Below are 4613 nucleotides of genomic sequence, written 5' to 3'. Positions count from 1 at the left end.
GTTGTACTGCTGCGCGAGCCACTTCATCACGCGCACGTCGTCGATGTCGGCCCACTCGCCAGTGCCACCGCCATAGGGCGCGGCACGCAGCTTGACGATCTTCGAGCTGAAGGCGCAGTAGCTGATCACCCCGGCCCAGCGTTCGTCGTGAGCGAGGATCAGTTCGACGTTCTGCATGTGCGCGATCAGGGCGCCGCTCTCGCTGCGGGCCAACTGATCTTTCCAGCCACCAGCTGCTGGTGGGCGGACCACGGCCAGCACTTGGCGGCGAACTGCGTCGAGACCTTCGGCGACATGCAGGTCGTTGAAGTCGGTCCACTTGTCGTGGCGCTCGACCGCGAAGATCGGCGCAACCACCTGGGCACCGACGATCAAAGCGGCGTTGCTCGCCTTCTCCTCACCCGGATTCCAGGCATCGCCGTTGGGCTTGGTGGTCTTCCAGTCGTCATCGCGGCAGATGATCAGCGGGCAGCCGGCGAAGCGCTCGCGCATGACCTTGCACACAGCCAGCAGGTTGCCCGCATCGAAGGCCACGGCCACCGCGAGCGACGTCGCCATGTGCAGGCTGGCGCCGGTGGCGTAACCTTCACAGACCAGCACCGGTTCACCCGGTACTGGGTGCGGACCGAGCAGGTGAAAGGTGCCCTCCTTAGCCATCCCGTAGGGCCAGTAGGATTTGTCGCGGCCGGTGTCTTCCTGCTTGTTCGGGAAGATCACCTGCAGGCCCATGATCTGATCACGGGCGTTCTTCATTGGGACCAATACGGCGCCGGTGCGCGGCGCGTAACGCACGTTAATGCCAACAATCTGTTTGCGGTCCAGGTAATCGCTGCGCCCGGTGGTCGGCATGCGCTCAAACAGACCCTGCGCCCTTTTCGCGGCCCGCCGCGCAGCGTTGTTCGCGATTTCCGCGGCGCGGCGTTTGGCTTCTTCCTGGCGGGCGCGCATCACTTCGCGCTCTTCCGGCGACATCCGCCCGGCCTTGACCTTGATCTTCTGCGTCTCGCCCGAGCGCCAGTCACCGAAGGCGCCGAAGATCAGGGTGTCGCCCTTCTCCGTGCGCTGCTCGTGGACCACATACCAGCCGTTCTTTTCCTTGCCTTTGTCCTGGGATGTCTTGCAGCGGGTCAGCTTGCCGAACACCAGCGGTTGTGTCGGCTCCAGACCGTAATCGGCGAATTGTCCCAATACCTCATCGAGCATGCTGAATCCCCCGCTCAGAGAGGGATTGGCAACTGATGCACTGCGAGCAACCCGGTTGAGCCAGGCGGCGTGCTTCCGGGATCGGGTCGTCGCAGGCTTCACAGAACAGCAAGGAATGGGCAGCGCTTTCGGCCTTGGCAGCGCTGCGCGCGGCCATGGCCTGATCGATGCGTTCCTGCACCAGATCGTTGGCGAAATCAGCAATATCAGCCACGGTCGGCACCTCGCGTCGTCTGGTTGACGTAGGTGGCGCGGTTGAACAACCCGAGTAGCCCTTGAATGCCCCGGAACACCTGCAGACGAATCGCTGCCAGTTCCTGATCAGTCACCACACCGTCGCCGATGCTCTTGGCCCAGGTCTCGGCCAGATCCGCGACCTGGCGGAAGTATTCAGCGATGCCGGTGGTGAGGGTCTCGGGCATGTCGTTGGTGTAGGTGTCGGCCAGCTCCTGCCAGACCGTGTCACCGACCAGCGCATGCACCGCATCGAGAATGCGGCGATCCTTGGTCAGTTCGAGGATCTCGCCGAATTCCTGAATGTTGATGGAGTGGCTCGGGTGGGTCGGCGACAGTTTATGCTGCAGCGTGGTCGGGTTACGACCGGTCGTGGCTGCGATGGCAGCAGCGCCGCCCGGGTAATCGCGAGCGGCGTGGTACAGCGCTAAATCGAGCGGCAGGATTTCCCGCTGCGCCCGTTCCAGAGAACTGAGAGCAATTCGGCTCATGGCATTAATCCTAAAAGTTGCCAGTGCCGCGCGACAGAAGTTGGTGATACATTTGCCGCGTGGTCTGGAGAGGCCCAAAGCCGGCTAGGTTCGTAAGACCAACACCGGCACCGTGCCGGGGCGAACAATCCGTTGTTCACCCCTGGCGCAACAGCTGCCAGCTCTGTGGTAAGAACGGCAGCAACACCAAGGCTTCCGAGCCTTGGAAACGCGATGAAAGTCGGCGGCATGTGGTGTGCTCGCCTTCCGACATCGCGACCCGACTGCATTGTGGTGATGCTGTCGGGAGAAACTGGGCGACCCTTGGGTCGCCTTTTTTCTATGCAGCTTTCTGCGGTGCAGATTTTCCAAGCAGCCAATCGGCGTCGAATGGGTTTCCTTTTTCTCGAGCAGCTGCAGCAAGCAATTTCGCGTACTTCGTTTCACCTGTGTAATCCGTGCGTGGTAACGAAGCTGCTAGCCTCCACTTGTTGAGTGCTTGATAACTGCGTCCACACACACGTGCTGCTGCTCCAATACCGCCGACTGCCTCAAAGGCGAAGGCAATGGCATTGGGAAAATTCTGTGGTTTAAGCATGAATGCCTCCTTTCAACTGTCGGTTGATAATAATGTTCAACTGACAGATTAGCAATCATTATGTGACTATCAACCTATGATTGATAAAGAATCCGAAAGACTTATGTTTGCCGAGCGGCTTAACACTGCACTGGACGCCAATGGTGTTCGCCAGCGTGGCCGAGGGGCAGACATCATCAAACAGCTCAGCTCCAAGGGCGTGGTTAAGACCGCCCAAGCCGTCAGCAAATGGCTCAACGGGGCAGCTATTCCTGAAATCGATAGTTTGACGGCGCTGTCTGCTTGGCTCGGCGTGCGCAGAGAATGGCTCGAGCATGGCGTCATGCCGGTTTTTCCACATGAAGCGGGTAATCAGCAAGTAGCGCAGGACGAGAACGTTATTGCCTTGACATCAAGCATGAACAAAGTGCCGCTGATTTCATGGGTTCAAGCTGGAGCCTGGTGCGAAATTGCCCCCACCGTCGAACTGCTCCATGCCGAACAATGGGTGCCCTGCCCGGTGAATATCAGCAGATCAGGGTATGCGCTTCGCGTTGTTGGAGACTCAATGACAAATACCGGCCCAGGTCGCAGCTATCCTGAGGGTTGCATCATTTTTGTCGACCCCGATCTCGCGGTGAACAACGGTGATCGAGTGATCGCTTCTTTGCCGAGTAGCAACGAAGCCACGTTCAAAGTGCTCGTGAAGGATGCCGGAAAGCACTACTTGAAACCTATCAACCCGCAATACCCCATCATTGAAATGACGGACGATATGCAGATTTGCGGGAAAATCGTTGGTTCATTCACTCCCGAGTGAATACTCAATCTCACATTTTCACCCGCTGGTTGTTGACTTAATTTAACCACTGGTTGATATTTGCCTCACTCTTTACCACAGAGCGAGGCAATACCTATGTGCACCACCGCAACTTTGCATGTCCATCCGGCATGCGTCAGCAATCGCAAACTGATCGAACAGCTGCAGCTCGCCACGGGCTGTCTGGTCGTCCTTCATAACAGCAAACCCAAGCTTGTTGCCAAGTCCTGCCAGCCCTCTCCTATCGATCCGAACGGTGGAGGGCACGCGGCATGATCAAGTACAAGATCGACAACCGCACCCTGCAGTTGCTCAACGCCCAGGTCAACCTGACCGAAACCTTCAACCACGTCCTGCGAACAGCACCGAAACGTGAATGCCTGGCGTTTCGCCTCAAGGCTGAGCGCGGCACAGTGGAAAGCACTTTTGTCGTCGAACTGGGCAGCGAACGCCACACGCTGACCCTGCAGAACGACAAGAAGATGCACCTCAAACTCGCCGACTTCATCGAAGAGATTGCCAACGGTCCGTTCGACGCGAGCAACTCCAGCGACCTGGTGCATCGCCCGCATGCCGATCGTCAATACGGCCGTTTTGATGTCCAGGACAAGCAGCGCGTGTTCGAACTGGTGCACACCGGCGGCGTGCTGAGCCTCGACATGGGTTTTGAACTTCCTCTTCATGTGGCACTGCATCGCACCCAATCACGCCGGGGCGTCACCGCCATCTTGAGCATCGGCAACAAGAGCCCGCATACGCGTTGCTTCACCCTGTACGACCCCGATGCCGAGATCTACGCAAAGCTCATTGAGTCCATCAACCACCTTACTGCAGCGGCCACTCCTGCTGCGCATGCTGCTTGAGGAACCGTTTATGGAACGCACCCTAGCCCAAGCAGCCACTCAACTCGGCCTCACTCGCCCCAAACTGATCGCTCTCATGCGGGAGAAAGGTTTGCTCAAGGGAAACCTGCCGGCAGATCTAAAGCGCGACAAGGTGTACCTGCGGGTCAAGGACAGCCCCTGGTATGACGAGAAACACGGAATGCAGTACAGCCAGTCGACTCGGGTGAAGCAGGCCGGTATCCGTTGGCTGGCCGAGCAGTTGGACATCGATCTTCCTGCCATCCCGGCAGATCGCCGTGACGTGGCCTAGGGAGTACGCCCGCCAGATCATTGCCATGCGCACACGTGAGGAGCGCAACGCCGCGCTCCTCGAAGTGCCCGAACATCTGCGCGAGCTGACCAGACGCCACTGCCTGAACGCTTGGAACCACCCGGCACGACAACAACGCAAGGAGGCTCGACAA

At 58.7% G+C, this 4613-nt stretch carries 7 protein-coding genes; 3 read left to right on the top strand and 4 right to left on the bottom strand.

The window, feature by feature from the left end:
• From ACTJKS_RS27910 to ACTJKS_RS27895, 4 genes are all read right to left on the bottom strand, one after another.
• The coding region (locus tag ACTJKS_RS27910) for a toprim domain-containing protein (protein WP_440829052.1) at window positions 1-1203 on the bottom strand (1203 nt) is incomplete at its 3' end.
• A complete protein-coding gene (locus ACTJKS_RS27905) occupies window positions 1193-1417 on the bottom strand; it encodes a TraR/DksA family transcriptional regulator (RefSeq protein WP_008080171.1) in 225 nt (74 codons plus the stop codon). The genes ACTJKS_RS27905 and ACTJKS_RS27910, both read right to left, overlap by 11 nt.
• On the bottom strand, window positions 1410-1928 hold the full coding sequence (locus ACTJKS_RS27900) for a phage regulatory CII family protein (protein ID WP_083368989.1): 519 nt from the start codon (window positions 1926-1928) through the stop codon (window positions 1410-1412). Before ACTJKS_RS27900 ends, ACTJKS_RS27905 begins: the two co-directional genes overlap by 8 nt.
• Before the next feature lie 319 nt (window positions 1929-2247).
• Window positions 2248-2505, bottom strand: a complete 258-nt coding sequence (locus tag ACTJKS_RS27895) for a hypothetical protein (RefSeq protein ID WP_440829053.1) — start codon at window positions 2503-2505, stop codon at window positions 2248-2250.
• A gap of 76 nt (window positions 2506-2581) precedes the next feature.
• Between ACTJKS_RS27895 and ACTJKS_RS27890 the strand changes: the two genes are divergently transcribed.
• From ACTJKS_RS27890 to ACTJKS_RS27880, 3 genes are all read left to right on the top strand, one after another.
• On the top strand, window positions 2582-3304 hold the full coding sequence (locus tag ACTJKS_RS27890; protein ID WP_266200175.1) for a LexA family protein: 723 nt from the start codon (window positions 2582-2584) through the stop codon (window positions 3302-3304).
• A gap of 272 nt (window positions 3305-3576) precedes the next feature.
• Window positions 3577-4167, top strand: a complete 591-nt coding sequence (locus ACTJKS_RS27885) for a hypothetical protein (protein ID WP_440828972.1) — start codon at window positions 3577-3579, stop codon at window positions 4165-4167.
• A 10-nt stretch (window positions 4168-4177) separates the two neighbouring features.
• Entirely contained in the window at window positions 4178-4459 is a 282-nt protein-coding gene (locus tag ACTJKS_RS27880; protein ID WP_440828973.1) for a phage antirepressor KilAC domain-containing protein, read from the top strand.
• Window positions 4460-4613: the final 154 nt, after the last annotated feature.

This window comes from Pseudomonas sp. 22189 (assembly GCF_052045635.1).
Lineage (GTDB): Bacteria > Pseudomonadota > Gammaproteobacteria > Pseudomonadales > Pseudomonadaceae > Aquipseudomonas > Aquipseudomonas parakoreensis.
The sequence above is the reverse complement of the archived record's forward strand: the minus strand, read 5'-3'. Positions and strand labels throughout refer to the sequence as shown.